Annotated in this window: 18 protein-coding genes; 12 read left to right on the plus strand and 6 right to left on the minus strand. The window is 45.5% G+C overall.

Annotated elements, in window-relative coordinates; all coding sequences use genetic code 11:
* Positions 1–290: 290 nt before the first annotated feature.
* Positions 291–1,427 (minus strand): DmpA family aminopeptidase, encoded by a 1,137-nt coding sequence (locus OO016_RS03580; RefSeq protein ID WP_266010904.1) that lies wholly within the window; start codon positions 1,425–1,427, stop codon positions 291–293.
* A 52-nt stretch (positions 1,428–1,479) separates the two neighbouring features.
* Positions 1,480–1,950 (minus strand): YybH family protein, encoded by a 471-nt coding sequence (locus tag OO016_RS03585; protein ID WP_266010906.1) that lies wholly within the window; start codon positions 1,948–1,950, stop codon positions 1,480–1,482.
* 206 nt (positions 1,951–2,156) lie between these two features.
* Between OO016_RS03585 and OO016_RS03590 the strand changes: the two genes are divergently transcribed.
* The 7 genes from OO016_RS03590 to OO016_RS03620 all read left to right on the plus strand — a co-directional run bounded on the left by OO016_RS03590 (position 2,157) and on the right by OO016_RS03620 (position 14,071).
* Positions 2,157–5,294: a VPS10 domain-containing protein gene (locus OO016_RS03590; RefSeq protein ID WP_439649298.1), complete on the plus strand. Its 3,138-nt coding sequence runs from the start codon at positions 2,157–2,159 to the stop codon at positions 5,292–5,294.
* A gap of 19 nt (positions 5,295–5,313) precedes the next feature.
* A complete protein-coding gene (locus OO016_RS03595) occupies positions 5,314–8,448 on the plus strand; it encodes a VPS10 domain-containing protein (protein WP_266010907.1) in 3,135 nt (1,044 codons plus the stop codon).
* Entirely contained in the window at positions 8,448–8,999 is a 552-nt protein-coding gene (locus tag OO016_RS03600) for a CopD family protein (protein WP_266010909.1), read from the plus strand. The genes OO016_RS03595 and OO016_RS03600 overlap by 1 nt, the downstream gene beginning before the upstream one ends.
* Positions 9,000–9,160: 161 nt before the next feature.
* On the plus strand, positions 9,161–10,573 hold the full coding sequence (locus OO016_RS03605) for a sensor histidine kinase (RefSeq protein WP_266011946.1): 1,413 nt from the start codon (positions 9,161–9,163) through the stop codon (positions 10,571–10,573).
* Between the two features lie 10 nt (positions 10,574–10,583).
* On the plus strand, positions 10,584–11,366 hold the full coding sequence (locus OO016_RS03610) for an enoyl-CoA hydratase/isomerase family protein (RefSeq protein WP_266010911.1): 783 nt from the start codon (positions 10,584–10,586) through the stop codon (positions 11,364–11,366).
* 21 nt (positions 11,367–11,387) lie between these two features.
* Positions 11,388–12,941 (plus strand): hypothetical protein, encoded by a 1,554-nt coding sequence (locus OO016_RS03615; RefSeq protein WP_266010913.1) that lies wholly within the window; start codon positions 11,388–11,390, stop codon positions 12,939–12,941.
* A 56-nt stretch (positions 12,942–12,997) separates the two neighbouring features.
* Entirely contained in the window at positions 12,998–14,071 is a 1,074-nt protein-coding gene (locus OO016_RS03620; RefSeq protein ID WP_266010915.1) for a PA0069 family radical SAM protein, read from the plus strand.
* Positions 14,072–14,117: 46 nt separating this feature from the next.
* Here OO016_RS03620 and OO016_RS03625 read toward each other — a convergent pair whose 3' ends face one another.
* The gene (locus OO016_RS03625; RefSeq protein WP_266010917.1) at positions 14,118–14,777 is read right to left on the minus strand and encodes an HD domain-containing protein; all 660 of its coding nucleotides are present in this window, start codon (positions 14,775–14,777) and stop codon (positions 14,118–14,120) included.
* Positions 14,777–15,511: a lysophospholipid acyltransferase family protein gene (locus OO016_RS03630; RefSeq protein WP_266010918.1), complete on the minus strand. Its 735-nt coding sequence runs from the start codon at positions 15,509–15,511 to the stop codon at positions 14,777–14,779. The genes OO016_RS03625 and OO016_RS03630 overlap by 1 nt, the downstream gene beginning before the upstream one ends.
* A 175-nt stretch (positions 15,512–15,686) precedes the next feature.
* On the opposite strand from OO016_RS03630, the gene OO016_RS03635 reads away from it, so the two are divergent.
* Positions 15,687–16,019 (plus strand): YegP family protein, encoded by a 333-nt coding sequence (locus OO016_RS03635; RefSeq protein ID WP_266010919.1) that lies wholly within the window; start codon positions 15,687–15,689, stop codon positions 16,017–16,019.
* Between the two features lie 62 nt (positions 16,020–16,081).
* Here OO016_RS03635 and OO016_RS03640 read toward each other — a convergent pair whose 3' ends face one another.
* Complete coding sequence (locus tag OO016_RS03640; RefSeq protein ID WP_266010921.1) at positions 16,082–16,492, minus strand: BrxA/BrxB family bacilliredoxin; 411 nt, start codon at positions 16,490–16,492, stop codon at positions 16,082–16,084.
* Positions 16,493–16,621: 129 nt separating this feature from the next.
* Between OO016_RS03640 and OO016_RS03645 the strand changes: the two genes are divergently transcribed.
* The 4 genes from OO016_RS03645 to OO016_RS03660 all read left to right on the plus strand — a co-directional run bounded on the left by OO016_RS03645 (position 16,622) and on the right by OO016_RS03660 (position 20,131).
* Positions 16,622–17,353, plus strand: coding sequence for a TerB family tellurite resistance protein (locus OO016_RS03645; RefSeq protein WP_266010922.1), 732 nt, complete (start codon positions 16,622–16,624; stop codon positions 17,351–17,353).
* 25 nt (positions 17,354–17,378) lie between these two features.
* On the plus strand, positions 17,379–17,963 hold the full coding sequence (locus OO016_RS03650) for a HupE/UreJ family protein (RefSeq protein WP_266010923.1): 585 nt from the start codon (positions 17,379–17,381) through the stop codon (positions 17,961–17,963).
* 101 nt (positions 17,964–18,064) lie between these two features.
* Positions 18,065–18,517 (plus strand): deoxycytidylate deaminase, encoded by a 453-nt coding sequence (locus OO016_RS03655; protein WP_266010924.1) that lies wholly within the window; start codon positions 18,065–18,067, stop codon positions 18,515–18,517.
* Entirely contained in the window at positions 18,518–20,131 is a 1,614-nt protein-coding gene (locus tag OO016_RS03660; protein WP_266010925.1) for a S41 family peptidase, read from the plus strand.
* A 24-nt stretch (positions 20,132–20,155) separates the two neighbouring features.
* On the opposite strand, the gene OO016_RS03665 is transcribed toward OO016_RS03660, so the two are convergent.
* Positions 20,156–20,359: a hypothetical protein gene (locus tag OO016_RS03665; protein ID WP_266010926.1), complete on the minus strand. Its 204-nt coding sequence runs from the start codon at positions 20,357–20,359 to the stop codon at positions 20,156–20,158.
* Positions 20,360–20,366 lie beyond the last annotated feature (7 nt).

Here is a 20,366-nt window from a genome sequence, read left to right on the forward strand (position 1 = left end):
AAATGTTTTAAATACAGGCTTACGCCACCCAGAGCACTTCTTTTTATTGTCTTGCTGACTTCAGGAATCTGGCAAATTGCATCATATGGATGGGAGGCGAGCAGGCCCGGGAACATATGGTTAGCTTTGGTTTTGTTTGTTGCGTTGCTGGGATCAATAGTCCTTCGGTTTTACCTGGGAAGGAAAAATAAGGAGTAAGACCCGGTGATTTGAGTTAGTGAGGGGGGAAGCCTTTGGTCTGGTACCGAAGGCTTTCTTTTTTGTAGGTGGAACGATTTATATTGCTACACTCATTCTTTCTGAAGCAGGGGAAGTACCTTTTCAAGGGGTAGTGCATCTATTCCATGGTTATCCCTGCCATTCATGGTTTCGGCTGCAAAAAGAGAATTTATGATGGCTTCCTCGGTTGCTTCAATAACGGCCAGGAACAAGGGGCTCATGGCGTCATTTTTTAATTCTTCCTTTATTTCGGTATTTCTTCCTTTGGCCTTACCCGATAGGTTTGGCTCGTAGGTGGAAAAAGCAATTACATAATCCCCACTGCCATTGGAGGCGATACCCCCTGTACGGCCCAAACCCAAGATGGCCCGTTTCGCCAGCCTCTTCAAGTTTCTTGAGTTTAAAGGGGCGTCTGTAGCAACAACAATCATACAGGAACCATCGGCATCATACATAAACCCTTGGCTGTAATTCCCCAATTCCTTTCCGACAGGAACACCATTTATTTGAAGTATTCCTCCAAAATTAGATTGTACCAGGACCCCTACGGTATATCCTCCAACTTTCCTCGGAAGGACTCGTGAAGAAGTTCCAATACCCCCTTTAAATCCAAAACAGACTGTACCTGTTCCTGCCCCAACATTGCCTTCCTTTACCGGTCCTTTTGTGGCCGATCGAATAGCTTCGCGAACATGGGATTCTTGCAGGTGCCTGCCGCGTATGTCATTCAGAAAACCATCATTGGTTTCACCTACCAGGGCGTTAACCGACCGTACTTTTTCATTCCCAGGTAACTCCAGCGTATAGGAAATAAGGGCATTCATAGCCGTGGGAACACTTAAAGTATTGGTAAGCACAATGGGAGTTTCAAGAACGCCCAATTCCTCAACCTGTGTGGATCCGGCGAGCTTCCCAAATCCATTCCCAACATAAATAGCGGCGGGGACTTTCTCCTGAAAGATATTTCCAGAATGTGGTAAAATGGCGGTAGCTCCGGTACGGATATGCTGGTCTTTAATAAGCGTGGTATGTCCAACCAGAACGCCGGGAACATCAGTTATGCCGTTTAATGGGCCCGTCCGTAAAACACCGATTTCAATTTTATAATCTCTTGCCCGGGGATTTTGGGCATTGATTTCCCATGTGGCAAAGGCCAATAGAAAAAACACGATACCGGCAAAAGCGGAAACTGGCTTGGATAATTTCATGCATTATTCCTTTATCCAGGGGGAATAACACCTCCCTGGCTTAGGTAAAAGGCTATTTAATTGAAGTTAACTGAGGATCGGCAGCTAAATGATCTACCACGCATTTCCATTTACCGTCATCTTGTTTTTTCCATACAGTCACAGTTCGGAAATACTGGGTCATTGGATTGCCAAGGGAATCATTCATAGTAAATGAACTATTCTCCAAAAGATAACCCATGTCACCGCTTTCGGAGACATGTGCTTCGTAGGGCTCCCACATTACCTTAAATCCCGGAATATCCTTTGTACTTTCAAGCATTCCCATAATGGCCTCGTGACCTCTCATCATGGGATAACCGGATTGACTTAACTGAGCATCCTCTGTCCAGTAGCTGAGATATTCTTCATTGGATTGGGATTGGGCCCATTCCCTGCTGGTAGCCATTAAAGCCTCTGCTTCTGCTTCAAGGTCAATTTGTTTTTTTTCTTCACAAGCTGTAATAAGCAGAACTGCTAACAGGAAATAAATGATTTTTTTCATAATTAAAAGGTTTAGTTGCTATGAATACAGAGATACAATATAACAAATAAGAGAATAGCATTTAAGGGGATGCATTTGGGTATTGGCAATCAATAATCCGAGGCTGTTAAATCTCAATATTGCCTTTGTAGATGTACAGCATTCTCGATTTACTATATGACTCTTTTTCCCTACATTTAAGCCTGACTAATTCAAAAGAACACAATATGAAACGCTTACCATTGCTGGTGGGGATTTGCTTCCTCATGATTACCTTTTCCCCCGATTCAATAAATGCCCAAAGACGCAAAAAGTCAACCGAAGCTTCAGTAGAATATCCTGAAGACCTGTATTCCAGCATGGAGTACCGTCTGGTTGGTCCTTTCAGGGGTGGTCGTTCTGCTGCGGTTACCGGTGTACCCGGAGAACCTAATCTGTTCTATTTTGGCGCAACCGGTGGTGGTGTCTGGAAGACAACAGATGGAGGTCGTTCATGGGAGAATATTTCCGACGGTTATTTTGGGGGGAGTATTGGCGCAGTGGAAGTGGCCCAGAGTGATCCCAATGTGATTTATGTTGGTGGAGGGGAAAAGACCTTAAGGGGTAATGTTTCCTCGGGATATGGCATATGGAAAACGGTTGATGCCGGGAAAACCTGGACCTCTCTGGGGCTCGAAAAAAGCCGGCACGTGCCCAGGATCCGCATCCACCCTAAAAATGCCGATATTGTTTATGCAGCCGTACTGGGGAATATTTACAAACCTTCCGGAGATAGGGGGGTATACAAAAGTACCGATGGGGGTAAGAGCTGGAGGAAGACCTTGTTTGTAAACGATCAGGCCGGGGCGGTAGATCTGGTGATGGACCCCAATAACCCAAGGATCTTATACGCCGCTACCTGGAGGGCTCAGCGCACCCCTTACAGCTTAAGCAGTGGGGGAGATGGATCTGCCCTGTGGAAGAGTACCGACAGTGGCGAAACCTGGACTGAGATTTCTAAAAACGAAGGATTTCCGGAGGGGACGTTGGGGATCATAGGGGTATCTGTTTCCCACAAGAACTCTGAACGTGTCTGGGCAATTGTTGAAAACAAGGATAAAGGAGGCTTGTATCGTTCAGATGATGGGGGTAAAAAATGGACACTGGTAAATGGCGAACGAAAACTGCGTCAAAGGGCCTGGTATTATACTCGCGTTTACGCCGATACCGAGAATGAAGATGTAGTCTATGTACTCAACGTCCGGTATCACAAATCAACCGACGGAGGAAAAACCTTCAAAACCTTCAATGCACCACACGGAGATCACCATGACCTGTGGATCGCACCGGAAAATCCAAAGCGTATGATCATAGGGGATGATGGGGGAGCCCAGGTTTCTTACGATGGAGGAACTACCTGGAGTACCTACTACAACCAGCCCACCGCCCAGTTTTACCGGGTGACTACCGATAATGATTTCCCATACCGCATCTATGTTGCACAACAGGATAATTCAACGGTCAGGATTCGCCATCGAAGTGATGGGAGAAGCATCAGCGAAGACGATTGGGAACCTACTGCAGGGGGGGAGTCTGCCCATATTGCTGTAGATCCGAACAACAATGATATTGTCTATGGCGGAAGCTATGGAGGCTTTTTAACCAGGGTTAACCACGATAAGGGTACTGTCAGGGCAGTTAACGTCTGGCCGGATAATCCTATGGGCTACGGCGCAGAAGGAATGAAATACCGCTTCCAGTGGAATTTCCCGATAATGTTCAGCAAGCATGACCCCAAAAAACTTTACACTTTTTCCAATCATGTACACCTGAGCACCAACGAAGGTGAAAGCTGGAAATTGCTTAGTGGAGACCTTACCCGCAATGATCCGGATAAACTGGTTTCCAGCGGTGGCCCCATAACACAGGATAATACAGGGGTGGAATATTACTGTACCATTTTTGCGGCTAATGAAAGCCCCCTAAAAGAAGGCCTGATGTGGGTAGGGAGTGACGATGGCCTGGTGCATTTAACACAGGATGGCGGGGAGACCTGGCAGAATGTTACACCAGTGAATATGCCTGAGTGGAGTATGGTAAACAGCATTGAACCCTCGGCATTTGACGAAGGAACATGTTACGTGGCTGCAACCCGCTACAAACTGGGTGATTTCACCCCCTATTTGTACAAGACTACGGACTATGGAAAGACCTGGAGTCTGATCACAAGAGGAATTAAAAATGAACATTTTACACGCGTTTTGCGGGAAGACCCAAAAAGAAAAGGGCTGCTTTACGCAGGAACGGAAACCGGCATGTACATCTCATTTGACGATGGACAGAACTGGCAGGCTTTTCAACTAAACCTGCCCATTGTTCCAATAACAGACCTGGCAATCAAAGACGATAATCTTATTGTGGCAACCCAGGGGCGAAGTATTTGGATTCTGGACGACCTTACTGTGCTGCACCAGCTCGAAGCAGGCCAGAAATCGGCCGCAAGCATATTGTTTGCTCCAAAGGATGCTTATCGTACCAAAGGGAGAGCCGCTTCGCGACCTTCTAAGACAGCTGGTCAAAACCACCCCAATGGCGTGGTTACTCACTTTTATTTACGGGATTACACTGAGAAGGATACGGTAATGCTTACCTATACTAATGCTAGAGGAGACACCCTGGCTACCTATAGCACACATGCCAAGGAGCCGAAGAACAAACTCAAAGCTAAAAAGGGAGGTAATACCCATGTTTGGGACACCCGTGGAAAAGGGGCAGAAATGCTTAAGGGGATGGTTCTGTGGTCTGCAAACCTGAACGGGGCAAAGGCTGTGCCCGGCAAGTACTCGGTTCACCTGAAGGTCAACGGGGCAAACCAATCACAGGGATTCAAAATTATTCCGGACCCACGTGCTGAGGTATCGGTTACTGATATGCAAAAGCAATATGACTTTATTACTGATGTAAATACAACTGTGGACAGGGCGCATCAGTCAATTAAGAAGATCAGGAAGATAGGAGCTCAGCTGGATACTTTCATGAAACAATATAAAGACGATGAGCGCACAAAAGAATTGAGGGATAAGGCAAGGAAAATGAAAGAATCATTTGAGGGGATTGAGAAGGCCCTTTATCAGACTAAGAACAGGAGTTCACAGGATCCACTGAATTTCCCGATCAGGCTGACGAATAAGCTCGCCCACCTGAATAGCCTGGTTTCAATCGATGATTTTCCACCTACGGCACAGGACATCCAGGTCAAAGATGAATTATCCCGGAAAATCAATGATCAACTGGCAACTTTTGACAAGCTGGTAGACAGCGAAATCAATGAATTTAATGCTGCATTCAATCAATTGAAGCTGAACTATCTTTTTATTGAAGAATAATCCTCTTAATTTAAAAAACATGAAAAGGCAACTGTTGTTTTACCTACTGGTTTTTTTAACCATAACCATCGGATGGTCTCAAACTGCTGAGGAATACTTCAGCCCAATGAAGTATCGGAATATAGGTCCCTACCGGGGCGGCAGATCGGTTACAGCTACCGGAGTGGTTGGGGATCCGCTTACCTATTACATGGGGACAACGGGTGGAGGACTATGGAAAACTGAGGATGCAGGACAGCGCTGGAAAAATATTTCAGACGGATTCTTTGAAACCGGTTCCGTTGGAGCGGTGGCCGTATCCAGCTCCCACCCCAACATTGTGTATTGCGGCATGGGCGAGCATGCCCCACGAGGGGTTATGACATCCTATGGAGATGGGGTTTACAAGTCTACAGATTCGGGTAAGACCTGGAATAAGATAGGACTGGAAAAAACACAGCATATTTCCCGTATTGTGATACATCCTGACAATCCGGATGTGGTCTATGTTGCTGCTCAGGGGGCACTTTATGGCCCAAATGCTGAGCGAGGGGTATTTAAAACTGAAGACGGTGGAGAAAGCTGGAAGAAGGTCCTTTTCGTAAATAACCTTACAGGGGCTTCCGAACTGTCTATGGATCCTACAGCGCCAGATATTCTTTATGCCGCCATGTGGGAACACCAGAGGACCCCTTATAAAGTGATAAGTGGCGGTCCGGGGAGCGGACTCTACAAATCCACGGATGGAGGTAAAAACTGGAAGCAAATCCACAAGGGACTACCGGAGGAAAAGGGAAAGATGGCTATAGCCGTCAGCCCTGCTAATCCCAATCGTGTTTATGCACTTATTGAAAGTGATTCGAACCAGGATAAGGGTGGACTTTTTGTTTCCATGAACGGCGGGGATTCCTGGAGTATGGTAAGCGGGGATAATCGTCTTGTGCAACGCGCCTGGTACTACATCGAGGTATTTGCAGACCCCAATGATGAGCATACGGTTTATGTGCTTAGTGCTCCTGCACTGAAATCCATAGACGGGGGTAAATCCTGGGAGCGCATTACAGGAACTCATGGGGATTATCACGACCTCTGGATTAACCCGGATAATTCCCGGAATATGGTAATTGCCAATGACGGTGGTGCGGCCATCTCCTTCAATGGGGGAAAGACCTGGTCTACCCAAAAAAATATGCCCACGGCACAATTTTATCGTATAAATACAGACGACCTTTTTCCGTATAATATTTATGGAGGACAGCAGGACAATACCTCGGTAAAAATAGCGAGCCTGTCCGTTGGCCGAAGTAGTATCAGCACCCAGGATTGGACCTATGCTGCAGGTGGGGAAAGTGCTTTTCTGGCGTTTGATCCCAAAAACCCCAGGTATGTCCTGGGTGGAAGTTACCTGGGGACCATTGAGGCGCTGGATATGGACTCGAAAGCGGGTACTAAGATAATGGCAGCACCAATTCAGTATTTAGGCAGGGCAGCCCGGGACATGAAGTATCTTTACAACTGGAATGCCCCCATTATCTGGTCGCAACATGAACCCGGAACTTTTTACCACTGCGCACAGATGGTGCTGCGGACACGCGATATGGGAATTACTTGGGAAGAAATATCACCAGACCTTACCCGTAATATGGATGATAAACAGGGCAAAGGGGGAGGGCCCTATACGGTTGAGGCCGTTGGAGCTGAAAATTATGGGACTATTGCCTATATGATGGAGTCTCCCCATGAAAAAGGTGTTTTCTGGACCGGTAGTGACGATGGGTTGGTGCATATTACCCGAAACGGAGGACAAAGCTGGGAAAATGTAACCCCAAAAGGCCTGGAGGAATGCCTGGTAAACGCCATTGAGGTCTCTCCCCATGATCCAGCCACGGTTTATATAGCCACTACACGATACAAGTTTAACGACTATACACCGGCCCTATACAAAACCACCAATTACGGAAAAACCTGGACCAATATCAGCAGGGGGATTCCTTACGGATCATTTACCCGGGTGGTGAGGGAAGATAAAATCCGGAAAAACCTTTTATATGCGGGAACCGAAAAGGGGCTATACATTTCCTGGAACGGGGGAGGCAATTGGGAACCCTTCCAGTTAAACCTACCGGTAACCCCGATTACAGATCTGAAAGTACAGGAGGGGGATCTCGTTGTAGCAACTTCAGGGCGATCGTTCTGGATATTGGATGATCTTGAAACCCTAGCCCAGTATAAGGCTGGAAACAAAGAGCTTTCCATTATGCGCCCGCCGATTGCCTACAATGGAAGTTGGGGCAGTCCGCTTAGCAGAAGTGCTGGCAATTTTGATGGAACACATCCTTTTGAGGGGGTTAATCCGGCTAATGGCGTAGTTGTTTACTACAATTTGCCCGATTTGAAGGAGGACCAGGAAATTACTTTGACCATCAAGGATTCAAAAGGCTCCATCGTAAGGACAATAAGCTCTGAAAAAGATCCTGCTTACAAACCGCACAATGGGGGAGGGGCTCCTCCTAAGCCACTGTTGAGCAAAAAGCCAGGGCTCAACCGTTTTGTCTGGGATATGGGATATCCGATAATGCCCGGGATTCCGGACGTTTATATAGAAGCCAATTTCAGAGGGCACAAGGCCCCCCCGGGGAAGTACAGCCTGGAACTTGAGGTGGGTGGAAGCAAGGTTGTCACCACAGCTGAAATAAAGGAAATGCCAGAATTTCAGACGGCACCCGGACAATATGAAGACTTTAATACTTTCATGATTGCCATGGAGGCCAGCCTAACCGAGATGCACAACATGATAAATTCCCTTTACAAGGTACAGGGGCAGGTGAAGGAAATCCTGGACCACCTTGAAGAAGGATCCCTAAAATCGCAGGGGAATGAACTGCTGGAGAATTTGAAAAACTGGGATGAGGAAATGGTACAGCGAAAGTCCAAAGCCTATGACGATGTTGAAAATTTCCCGAATAAGTTTACAGCCGAGTATCTGTTCCTGATCAACCAGACCTCCAGTCCAATTCCAAGGGTTAACCAGTCTTCCCGGGATCGCAAAGCGGAACTGGATAAGCAATGGTTGGGATTAAAGGCAAGGGCAACTTCAATAATCGAAAAGGAAATACCAGCGTTCAACAAAGCCCTGTGGGAAGCAGGGATAGGGGCAGTAAAAATGCCTGATTGATGGAGGCCTATTACAATTATATAAAAGCCCTGCACCTGATCTTTGTGGTTACCTGGTTTGCGGGCTTGTTCTATATTCCCAGGCTTTTCATTTACCACATAGAGGCACTGGAAAAACCCTCTCCGGACAGGGAGATTCTGGCCAACCAGCTCCGGCTGATGACCAGGCGATTGTGGAAAATCATTACCTGGCCTTCGGCCATTCTGTGCACTTTTTTTGCCGCCTGGCTGCTCTTGCTTATGCCCGGGTGGCTTTCCCAGCCCTGGATGCATGTAAAGCTGACATTTGTCCTGTTGCTGTTTATCTATCACCTTAGAACACACCAAATATACCGGCAGTTGCAAAAGGATGAAGCCCGTTATACCTCCAACTATATGCGTATATGGAATGAGGGAGCTACCCTGGTATTGTTTGCGGTAACCTTCCTGGTTATACTTAAAAATGCGGTCAACTGGATATACGGCCTGGCTGGTCTTATCCTCCTTGCCATATTGCTGATGCTTGGCATAAGACTGTATAAGCGCATAAGGGATAAAAACCCGGAGGCCTGAACGGGTGGTTAAGAATTTTGGTGGCGTTTTTGAGGTACCACAGGCCAATATGAACCCTTCTTTACAGCCGGATATTTTTGGATCGATTATTGCTATCTTTATTTCCAAATTACAGGTAGTTGTTTGCAAAGATTTCGTTAAGGTCCCGGATATTCATTTCCATGATCTTGCTGGTACTGATCGCCTCGGTGTTGATAGCCGGGGTTACCCTCTATCAGTATCGGGAGCAGTCGCGAGATTACCATGTGGTGCGACTGGAACGCAAGGAGGCCCAGATCAAGCAGAGCATTGAGTATGCCTTGAAAGAGACCACATATCCGGTAATTACAGACAATCTTTCCCTGATTTTCAGGGATGAGATTTATCGGATTGCAGATGTGCAGAATGTCAACTTTAATATTTACGACCTGCAGGGGAACCTCGTTAAGAGTTCGAAACCCCGCTTCAGAAATGATTCTCTGGTCAGTGTTTTGCCTGATGAGATCCTCACCAACCTCAATGCCAGTCCTACCAAGCGCTATGTGCAGGACCGTGTGGCCGGGATGGACAGGTACAAGGCATCTTACACCTATATAACAGACAATCGTTTTAAACCAATAGGTATATTAAATCTTCCTTATTTCGAAGACAATTCCTTTAACGATATGGAATTGAGGGAGTTCCTCATTCGCCTGGGGATGGTATACATATTTATGCTCTTGTTTGCCATTGCCCTGGCTTATTTTATATCGAAATACATAACACGTTCTTTGCAGACCATTTCAGAAAAGATCACCAAAACAGAGTTGACCAAAAGGAACGAAAAGATCATAATTGAAAACCCCGGTGAAGAAATAGGTAAGCTAATCGATTCCTATAATGAAATGATTGATGCCCTGGAGGAAAGTGCTGCAAAGCTGGCCCGAAGCGAACGGGAACAGGCCTGGAGGGAAATGGCGAAGCAGGTGGCACATGAGATCAAAAACCCGCTTACCCCTATGCGGTTAAGTGTGCAGAGCTTTGAACGCAAGTTTGATCCCTCAGATCCCAAGGCTCCGGAAAAAGTCAAGGAGTACTGCAATACGCTGATACAGCAAATAGATACAATGAGCAGTATCGCTTCCGCTTTTTCAAATTTTGCTGAAATGCCTGCCCAGCAGAATGAGACCCTTAATGTTGTTAAGACAGTTAAACTGGCTTTGGATATTTTCAATGAAAACTACATCCATTTTATAGCGGATGAAGAAGAAATTATCGCCAAACTGGACCGCACGCAGCTGGTACGCGTGGTCACCAACCTGGTTAAAAACGCAATTCAGGCCATACCCGATGTTGATGCCCCAAGAATACTCGTATCAGTATCCTCAGAAGAAAAATATGTCAAGATCTCAGTAGCTGACAACGGGGTTGGCATAGCAGACGGGGTACGCGATAAGGTCTTTGAGCCCAAATTTACCACTAAGACCAGTGGTATGGGACTTGGTCTTGGCATGGTCAAAAATATTGTAGAAACCTACAAAGGAACCATTACATTTACTTCCCAGGAAGGAAAAGGAACGGTGTTTACCGTGAGATTTCCCCGGGTCTTAACATAAATCCACAATTATGCAGTTCAATAACCTTCTTGTTGAAATAGAAGAAAGCCTTGCAACGGTCATTATAAACCGGCCTAAAAAACTCAATGCCTTAAATAAAGCGACAATACAGGAGCTCCATGATGCATTGTCTGCTTTGCAGACTGATCCCGAAATCAAGGTAATCATCCTGACAGGGTATGGTGAAAAGGCGTTTGTTGCCGGGGCAGATATTGCTGAATTTGCCCACTACTCAGAAAAAGAGGGTGAAAATCTCGCAGCCCATGGGCAAAAAATACTCTTCGATTTTGTCGAGAACTTAAAAAAACCGGTTATCGCCGCTGTGAATGGTTTTGCCCTGGGAGGCGGACTGGAACTGGCCATGGCTTGCCATTTCAGGGTCGCAAGCGATAATGCCCGTATGGGACTACCAGAGGTGTCCCTGGGGGTAATTCCCGGTTATGGTGGTACACAAAGACTGCCCAGGCTTATAGGCAAAGGCAGGGCCATGGAACTGATAATGACAGCCGGAATGATCAACGCTGCGGAAGCCAGGGAATACGGACTTGTAAATCATGTGGTGCCACAGGAAGAATTGCTTTCGTTCTGCGAGGAGCTCGCCATCAGGATATCGAAAAATTCTCCGGTAGCCATTTCATATGCAATAAAAGCGGTAAATACTGGTTTTATGAATACTGCCCGCGGATTTGAGGCCGAGATAGAAGCCTTTGGGGAGTGTTTTGGAACCGAAGATTTTAAAGAAGGAACCACAGCATTCCTGGAAAAAAGAAAGGCCAAATTCCCGGGGGCGTAACAACCTCTAACGGCTTTCTTTATGAGTAAAAATATCCTGACCATTCTGGTCCTTTTTCTGGTATCCGGAATAGCTGCTAGCCAGGAATTTCCTATTTCCTTTGAGATCGGAGAAAAATATAATGATCGGTATAAGTATTCTAATCTCCTCACCATAGCTGATGACGGCAGCGGGGGCACCATATTGGTCCGCGCATACTATTCCGGGCTCATCCTGCAACCAAAAGGTTATCTGGTAGAGCATTACAACAAGGATCTTGAACTGATAGATGAATATAATTACAAGCTAAAAGGGCATGAGTTTGTAAATGGATATGTGAAAAACGGACAATTGTACCTGTTGTTCCTGGATTACAATCTGAATACTTTGTCATACGAGTATACCGTCCACAGGAGCCCAATCACCGATTACAGATTTACCGAGCAGACCCTTTTAAGCATTGCTTCTGACCCCGTGGACAATCCGCTGGATAAAAATTATTACAACCGCAATTTTGGCAAAGGGTTTACTACCACTGTGTTGTTCGATGATGACTTCTCGGCATTTATTATCAGTACACATTACAAAAAGGGAAACCTCAATAAGCACAGGATCCATGTGTTCAGCACTTCCCTGAATAAAATAATGGAGCATGATTTCTCAGAAGCTGTGGAGGACAAAAATTACGCTTTCGAACAGTTGGAAGTGTCTCCTGATCTAAAAACCGTGTACGTAATGGGAAAGGCGTACTTCAAGCGTAAAAGGTTCAAGGCCATGGAGCGTAAGTTTCAGTATGAGCTGATCCGAATTACACCGGAAGGGAGGAGTATACAGACCTTTGACGGAACAGGAAAGTATTCCGAAGCCTTAAAACCAATGCTCAACAATGATAAACTGATATGCGTAGGTTTTTATGCAGACAGAAAGGACAATCGCTATAACGGACTGGGGTATTTTTCACTGGATCCGGTTACACTGGATATCAGGATAAAGAAATACAATCCATTCTCCGCACAGTTTATGCTGGATAAATTTGGCAAGGATGATGCACAGCAGGTAAAAAACCTGGTCTTCAAAAATGTGAGTTTTGCCAAAGACGGCTGCGTTCAATTCAATGCGGAAGAATATTTTGTAACAAATAGCGTACAGGCCAATTCCAGTGGAGGTCGTGTGCGTGTAGAAAGATTCCATCACAACGACATAGTAAGTGCTAAACTTGGCCCTTCAGGAGAGCTGATCTGGGCCAGAAACATCAACAAAACTGAAGTTACCCAGGGCGATGGAGCCTATGTTTCTTATTGTTCCTTTACCAAAGGAGGAGATACCTATTTCTTCATAAGCTCTGCTGCAGAAAACCCCGAATTGCTCAATAACGAGCGTCTTATCTTTAAGCAGGGATTCAGCAGAAACCGGAATGTCTTTGTAATCCGCCTGGACGATCAGGGCGTTATGAGCTACAAGAAAATGATTGATAGCAAAGAAGCCCGATTGCCTTTGATGGTATCCAAACCCCTTATGGACAAGTCCAATGATGCACTGCTTTTTTATGCCAAGCGTGGCACCAAAAAGCAATTGGTTAACTTCTCTATCAATTAACATACAGGATCATTTATTATTGGATATATTCCATATATTTGGATATAATCCATTAAATGAAAAAGTCTCCGCTAATAAAGGGAAGGGGTGCCCAAAGCAACCATCCCAATCGCTTTCTTGCCCATATCCAAGAGCATCGCGATGATTTTCTTGAATACTGTCGTATTCAGGATGAACCGGTAGACAATGCTAAAACCCTGTATTTACCAATACATCCGAAAACCATCGTAAATGAAGTAAAGAGCCCGGACCTGAGCATGGAATTCTCCATGAACCCCTATCAGGGATGTGAACATGGCTGTGTGTATTGCTATGCAAGAAACACCCATGAATACTGGGGGTATAGCGCCGGGCTGGATTTTGAAAAACGAATCCTGATAAAACAAAATGCTGCCCGGCTTCTGGAAGAGCGTTTAAAAAAGAAAAGCTGGAAAGCCAATACAATTGTAATGTCTGGAAATACGGATTGCTATCAGCCGGCTGAGAAAAAGTTCAGGATTACAAGGGCTTGCCTGCAGGTATTTTTGAAGTACCGCCACCCTGTGGGAATAATCACCAAAAACGATCTTATCCTCAGAGACCTCGATCTGCTCAGGGAGTTGAATCGCTATAATTTGGTTGCGGTGCATATTTCGGTTACGACCTTGTCCGAGCGTACACGAAGGATGCTGGAGCCCCGCACTTCAACAGCAAAGAAAAGGTTGAAACTCATAAAAAAATTATCAGAGGCAGGAATACCCGTAAACGCAATGCTTGCACCTATTATACCCGGTATCAACAGCCATGAATTGCTGTCTCTGGCCAGGACCTGCGCAGAACACGGCGCCATTTCTTTTGGTTATACGGTGGTTCGACTGAACGGTGCAATTGGCAAGTTGTTTACAGAATGGATCAGGATGGCTATGCCAGATCGCGCCAGCAAGGTTTTAAACCAGATTGCCTCCTGTCACGGAGGACAATTAAACGACAGTCGTTTTGGGATCCGAACCCGTGGTGAGGGCAAGCTGGCAGAGCAAATAAAGGAAATGGCCCGGCTGGCCCGTTCAAAATATTATAAAGGAAAAGGGCTGCCATCGCTTGATGCCACCTTACACGGATCCTATAAAAACGATCAGCTTCGGCTGTTTTAGGTGGTTTCCATCGGGTCAGAATGAATAAGCGCTGTCCCTGAGCAAATTATCCTGCCCCTTCCCATTCCTTGTAGAATTGTTCCAGGAAATCCAGCATGAATTGATGTCGTTGCTCAGCAAGTTTTTTTCCTGTCCGGGTATTCATCCGGTCTTTCAGCGTGAGCAATTTCTCGTAAAAATGATTGATAGTTGGGCCTTTAGCCTTTTTGTAAATATCCTTACTCATATTGGTAAGGGGTTTGATTTCCGGGTCGTAAAGCGGCCTGTTCCTGAATCCCCCATAGTTAAATGCACGGGCAACACCAATGGCGCCTATTGCATCCAGGCGGTCTGCATCCTGTACAATTTCAAGGGCTTTGGATTTCGGTTTATTGTGCTGTGTTCCGAGGCTGTTTTTGAAGGAGATGTTCCTTACGATATCTGATACCTCGTTGACAAGGGTCTCCGGAAGTTCCAGCTTTCTCATGAAGGAAGTGGCTATGCGGGGACCAATGGTTTCGTCCCCATCGTGAAATTTGGCATCGGCAATATCATGCAGCAGTGCTCCCATTCCAACGGTAAGAAGATCTGCTTTTTCCCCCTCTGCAATAAGTAAGGCGGTTCTGTAAACCCTTAGGGTATGCCACCAGTCATGCCCTCCCTCTGCACCTTCAAGGCTTTCCTTTACAAATTTCTGTGTTGCCTGTAGTATTTCTTCCGGAGTCATTAACTGTTTTCTATTGCTGAGGTTATTTGTTCTTCTATGACGGAGATGAGTTTGTCCGGGTCACCTTTGTTCTCCAGGGGGGGATGTACGGTGAACTTGAGATGTGACCCCAAACCATAGGGAAATTTCCCATAGCGAAGCATTTTCCAGGAGTTGTTTATGGAAACAGGGACCAGCAATGCCGAAGGAGCGTGTTTCATAATGGTTTTTAGGCCGTTTGTTTGAAACCTTTTAGGCTGTCCGTTCCTGCTGCGTGTGCCTTCCGGGAAAATAACAGCACTGCGATTATGTTCCTGGATGTATTTGCCCAGGCTTGCAATCTGCATTAGGGCCTGTTTACTGTCTTTCCTGTTAATGAGCACAGACCCCCCATGCCTCAGGTTGTATGAGACACTGGGAATACCCTTGCCCAGCTCAATCTTGCTTACAAATTTTGGGTGGTGTGCCCGCATAAACCAGATCAATGGAGGGATATCATTCATGCTCTGGTGGTTGGCTACTATAATCAGCGGACGATTTGTGGGTATATTATGCGGATTCTTAAAAGTGTAGCGGGTTCCCAGTACATGGGTGGCCCTTATAAGGAAAAGGTTCAGAATACTTACACTTCGTTTATGAGCCTCGTAACCAAAAACATTAAAGCACAACCATTGTATAGGGTGGAAAACTACCAGAATCAATCCAAAAAGGACAAAGTAAATGGCAGTTAGCGGATAGGCCAGGATTTTAATCATACACAAAAATAAAAATAAGGACAGATTACGGCTATTCCACCTTAAAAATGTCTTTGAAGTAAATTGGCAAATACCCATATAACTGCCGGTTTTAGGGCATCTTTCTTACAAAATCAATTGAAATTCTGAAGAATATATTTATCTTTAACAAATTGGAAAATCTAATATTCAGAAAATGGGAAAATTCGAAATTAAAAAGGACAAAGCCGGTAAATTCAGATTTAATTTGAAAGCTGGTAATGGCCAGGTAATTTTAAGCAGTGAGGCATATAATTCAAAATCTGCCTGTGATAACGGAATTGAATCAGTAAGAAAAAATTCTGCTGACGACGCCCGTTTTGAGCGGAAGACTGCCAAGAACGGAAAGGCCTACTTTAACCTTAAAGCGGCTAACGGACAGGTTATAGGAGCAAGTCAGATGTATGCTTCCGAAGCTTCCATGGAAAATGGTATTGCATCGGTTAAGAATAATGCTCCCGATGCATCTATTGATGACCAGTCCGAATAAGACCTGGTGAAAAAAAGAAAGGCGGCCAACTGGCCGCCTTTTTACTTTAATTACTCCTGTTACTAACAATATTCATCGTAAGCACTGGTCAGGTTTTCAGCGATCATTTCTGCTGGGCGCCCTTCAATATGATGCCTTTCAATCATATGCACCAATTCTCCGTCCTTGAACAGGGCCATGCTTGGTGAAGATGGTGGAAAAGGAATCATCAGGTTCCTTGCGGCGTCAACCGCCTCGGTATCCACACCGGCAAAAACGGTAATCAAATGATCTGGTGTTTTGGCGTGCATCAGGCTCATTTTTGCAGCTGGCCTGGCATTCGCAGCAGCACAACCACATACGGAATTCACCACAACCAGGGTGGTGCCTTCTTGCTTAATGGCCGATTCTACATCTGCTGCAGTATATAATTCCTGAAAACCGGCCGATGCCAGGTCTTCTCTCATGGGTTTAACAAGTTCTGCGGGATACATAGACTATTTTTTAGTTTTTAAGTGCAACAAAGATAAGGAAAGAAGAATATTTTTTACAAGCCGGTTCCCAGGCATTACTGCATGGCAGGTATTCTGTAAAACCCTATCTTTGGCGCGTTATTTTTTGCTATGATAAAGTGGGTGGGCAGCATACTGGGCTACTTCCTTTTCAGGCTTCCCGGAGCCCTGATCGGTTTTTTTGTGGGGAGCTTTCTGGATAATATGGGAAACACTGCCGGGCCGGATACACTCTTCGGAGAATTGAACCGCAAGACTGTTTCCCCCGCAGATTTCGAGTTAAACCTCTTATCCCTCTGCTCTATAGTGATCAAGGCAGACGGGCAGGCTACTGAGCGAGAACTCAACTATGTGAGGCAATACTTTATCAGCACCTACGGCAAAGAAAAGGCCAATGCCATATTTCGCACTTTCAATGAGGTTATAAAAAAGAGGGAAGTTTCTGCGCACAGGATATGTACGTACCTGAACCAGCGAACCCGTTATGAGGTACGCCTGCAACTTTTGCATTTTCTGTTTGGCATTGCCCAGGCCGATGGGGCTGTGAGTAAAGCTGAAATCAATAAATTGCAGGAAATTGCCGGTTATTTACGGGTAGGGCGATATGATTTTGAGAGCATTAAGGCCATGTTCGTCAAAACTACAGACCATGCTTATCGCATACTCGAAATTGAAAAAACAGCTACGGATGACGAGGTAAAGAAAGCTTACCGTACCATGGCCAAAAAATATCACCCAGACCGCGTTGTAACCGAAAATGAAGCAATTAAAAAGGGAGCGGAAGAGAAATTTAAAGAAGTTCAGAAGGCTTATGAATCCATTCAGCGCGAGCGGGGGTTATAACCATATAAAGCCATAATATAAAGCAATGCAGGAATTCTGGTTCTATACAAAACTCGGGTTTAACCATGTGATGGATTTTGGCGCCTATGACCACATCCTTTTTCTGGCAGCACTAGCAGTGCCCTTTACCTTTAAAAGCTGGAAGAAAGTACTCATCCTCTGCACCATGTTTACAGTGGCTCATTGCCTGTCCCTGGCCCTGTCTGCTTACGGTGTGTTGCGGGCGGATGAGGAGATCATTGAATTTTTAATCCCGGTAACCATCTTCCTTACCGGAATTTTCAATCTTTTCTACACGGGGCGCAATGCAGACCAAATGAAAATTCACTGGCATGCCCTGTTCACTACCTTTTTTGGATTCATCCATGGCTTTGGGTTCTCCAATTATTTCAATATGATGATGGCCGAACTGGAAGACAAACTCAATCCGCTGCTGGGCTTTGCCCTGGGTATTGAGATCTCCCAGGCGTTGATCATCCTGAGCATACTGCTACTTGGTTGGCTGGTGGTTGCCTGGTTAAAATTAAACAGGCAGATCTATATCGCCATTTGCTCGGTTGTGGTATTGCTCATAACCATCCCCATGCTGCTCGATACCTTGCCCGCTTAACGATTTTCACTTAAAATTAACCGATAGAGTGTTGTGAGGCTGTCCTAAAGCAGGTATCTTAGTCACCAATAGTAATAATTCACACGGTAAAAACTGTTTCCTTGAAAAAATCCAAACAGGAAAAATACGATAAGGCATACCTTAGAATGGCCCAGGAATGGGGCAAGTTATCTTATTGCCAAAGGAAGCAGGTTGGGGCAATAGTAGTAAAAGACCGGATGATCATTTCGGACGGGTACAACGGAACCCCTACAGGATTTGAGAATATTTGCGAGGATGAAGAGGGGTATACCAAATGGTATGTTTTGCATGCCGAGGCCAACGCCCTCTCCAAGGTAGCAGCCTCTACTCAGTCGTGTGAAGGAGCTACGTTGTATATTACCTTGTCGCCCTGCAGGGAATGCAGCAAGCTGATTCACCAGGCGGGAATACAACGCGTGGTCTACCAGATTGCCTACAAGGACGATTCCGGAATACGTTTTCTGGAACGCGCCGGAGTGGAGTTGGTACATATGCCTGTAATTGACAGCAACCAACCAACAGTAATTGAATAAATGAAGAAAAGCTGGTACATATGGCCTTCGGTATTTGCTCTGGCACTCGCCATAGGGATTTTTATTGGTGGGAAGCTGCATTTCAATGATACTCCGGAAAAACTCTTCACCACCAATTCCAAAAAGGACAAACTCAATCGCCTTATTGATTATATCGACTACGAATACGTTGATGATATCAACACAGACAGTATTGTGGATGTAACCGTAAATAACATTCTCGAAAAACTAGATCCTCACTCGGTTTACATTCCCAAGGAAGAGATGCAAAGTGTAGCTGAAAATATGAAGGGTGATTTTGTTGGCATAGGAGTCAATTTCTACATGTATAGAGACACCATTACTGTTATCAGGACAGTAGAGAACGGCCCCAGTTTCGACAAGGGGATACTTCCCGGAGACCGCATCATGATGGCCGATCAGGATACCCTGTATGGACAGGGCCTTCCCAGTGAGCAGGTGGTCAGCAAGCTCAAAGGGTTTAAGGGAACTAAAGTAAATCTTCAGGTATACAGGAAATCTGAGGACAAGTTTTTTACCGTTACCATAAAACGTGACCGCATCCCTTTAAAGAGTGTGGATGCCTTTTACATGCTTACGCAGAACATGGGGTATATCAGAATAAATCGTTTTGCGGAAACCACCTACCGGGAGTTCCGGGATGCGATTAGGGAGCTGAAGCAGCAGGGAGCCCAAAAGCTGGTTCTGGACCTCAGGGATAACCCCGGAGGATATTTCGATATAGCAAAGCAACTTGCTGATGAGTTTTTGCCGGAAGATAAACTGATCCTTTTCACCAAGAACAAGAAAGGCCAGGTAGACAGTACCTATGCTACTGAAAGGGGTAGCTTTGAAGACAAACCGGTCTATGTCCTAATCAACGAAAGGTCAGCTTCGGCAAGCGAGATCATTGCCGGCGCATTGCAGGATAATGATATAGGCACCATTGTAGGCCGAAGGTCCTTTGGGAAAGGTTTGGTGCAACGGGAAATGGAACTAGGTGATGGTTCGGCAGTAAGGCTTACTGTTTCCCGCTACTACACCCCTACGGGTCGTTCCATTCAGCGTGACTACCAGAATGGCAAAAGGGATTACTACCATGATTTTTCCCGGCGGTACAACTCAGGGGAATTGGTGTCTGTAGACAGTATAAAAGTAGCGGATTCCCTTAAATTCAAAACCCCTAAAGGAAAGGTAGTTTATGGAGGGGGTGGAATAATTCCCGATGTTTTTGTGCCCATAGGCACTAATCAGGAAGAGGCAATCGAAGCGTTAGAAGGGCGGGGATTCTTCAGTCGTTTCATTTTTGAACACCTTGAGGAAGACCGGAATCGCTACAGCAATTTTACCCAGGATGAATTCTACAATGGCTTTAGTGTAGACGATATCCTTTTTGAGCGTTTTATTGACTATGTTCTTTCTCTGAAAATAAAGCTTGATTTCTACGCCTACGAAGACATCATCAAATTATACCTCAAAGCCAACCTGGCAGAACAGCTCTATACCCCCAATTTGCGGGCGAAGATCAAGGGACAGGCAGATCCTATGCTGAAGGAGGTCCTGCAGGCAGATCAACCATTACTGCGGCAGGCCGGTCCAGATGATGGGATTTAATAGACGTTCCGGTTTATTGCCGGATTACTTCCCGTCTATTTTCTTTTCTATTTTTTTTGATGTCTGATAGATCAGCAGGAGCACAATTGCACACAAGGCGGCCACAATGCCGATAAGTGCGATGACACTTTTCCCTTCCAGAGGTTGCTGATAATCCACAAGGGTAGCATTATAGGCGATCAGGCCAACGGCCAGAATTAACAGGATAATAGTTACCGTCTTATTCATAGGTCTT

Source organism: Lentiprolixibacter aurantiacus (genome assembly GCF_026241225.1).
GTDB classification, from domain to species: Bacteria; Bacteroidota; Bacteroidia; order Flavobacteriales; family Flavobacteriaceae; genus Lentiprolixibacter; species Lentiprolixibacter aurantiacus.